Below are 1,061 nucleotides of genomic sequence, written 5' to 3'. Positions count from 1 at the left end.
CGGCTGACAGACGATCAGCGTGGTCAGCATGATCCAGTAGCCGTGGCTCGGATCGGCCAGCTGCATCGCGGCCCAGGCGGCCGCCAGCGCCAGCGACAGCCGCACGGCGTGGCGAAACAGCGCCGAGCGCACCTGCAGCTGGGCGCGCACCCTGGCCCAGGCCTCGGCCAGGGAATGCGGCGCCTGGTCGAGCAGGGCGATGTCCTGCGGCAGCACGGCGCCATCCGGCCGGAAGGCCGCCCCCAGCTGGCGTCCCAGCCGGTCCAGGTTGCGTGCCACGCCCCCGAGCGAGCGCAGCGGCCGGCGCCACTGTGCCTGGTCCTGGCGCTGCAGGTAGGCGAGCGCGCCGTGCAGGTCGGCCAGCGCCTGGACATGGGCCTCGTCCGGCTGCGGCGCCCGGCCCCGTCGCAGCGCCTCGGCCAGCGCCTCGCAGGCCTGGGCCTGCAGCAGCAGGGTGCGCTGGCAGCGGTAGGGCACGTCGCTGTGGAACAGCGCCTCGGTCCACTCGCCATAGGGATAGTGCGAGGCGCTGGCGCGCTCGTGGATGTCCTGCGCGATGAAATAACGGTGCAGCAGGCTGCGCAGCCCGCCGCCGGGGGCGTGTCTGGGTCGCATGCGCGCCAGCAGGCTGTCCTTGCAGCTGTTGAGCGCCGCCACCACCCGGGCGTTCGACTGCGCCAGCGCGAGGCGGCGCTGCGGCACGTCCAGCGAGCGCACCGGTTCGAACAGGGCGGCCTTGTGGTTCAGGTACTGCGCCAGCTCCAGGTACAGGGCCGCCAGGGCGTGGCGCACCGGATGCAGCGGCGCCGCTGCCGCCCAGAATACCGACAGCAGCCCATACCACACCGCCCCCGCCAGCAGCAGCGCCGCCACGCGGGGCGCCGGCAGCTGCGGGCCGACCTCGGCCTGCTCGCTGAGGGCCGCATAGAGCGCCAGGATCACCGTGGCCGCGGCGATGGCCCGGTAGCGCCCGCCCACCGCGCCCAGCAGCGTGAAGACGAAGCTGCAGGCCAGCAGCGCCGCCAGCACGCCGATCGGATGCGCGGCCAGCCAGGCGATGG

At 74.4% G+C, this 1,061-nt stretch carries 1 protein-coding gene; it reads right to left on the bottom strand.

Translation table 11 applies throughout. From position 1 onward, the window contains the following. The coding region (locus A612_RS16025) for a YccS/YhfK family membrane protein (RefSeq protein ID WP_019375439.1) at positions 1-1,061 on the bottom strand (1,061 nt) is incomplete at both ends.

It is taken from the genome of Melaminivora alkalimesophila, assembly GCF_000282995.1.
Taxonomy (GTDB): Bacteria; Pseudomonadota; Gammaproteobacteria; order Burkholderiales; family Burkholderiaceae_C; genus Melaminivora; species Melaminivora alkalimesophila.
The sequence above is the reverse complement of the archived record's forward strand: the minus strand, read 5'-3'. Positions and strand labels throughout refer to the sequence as shown.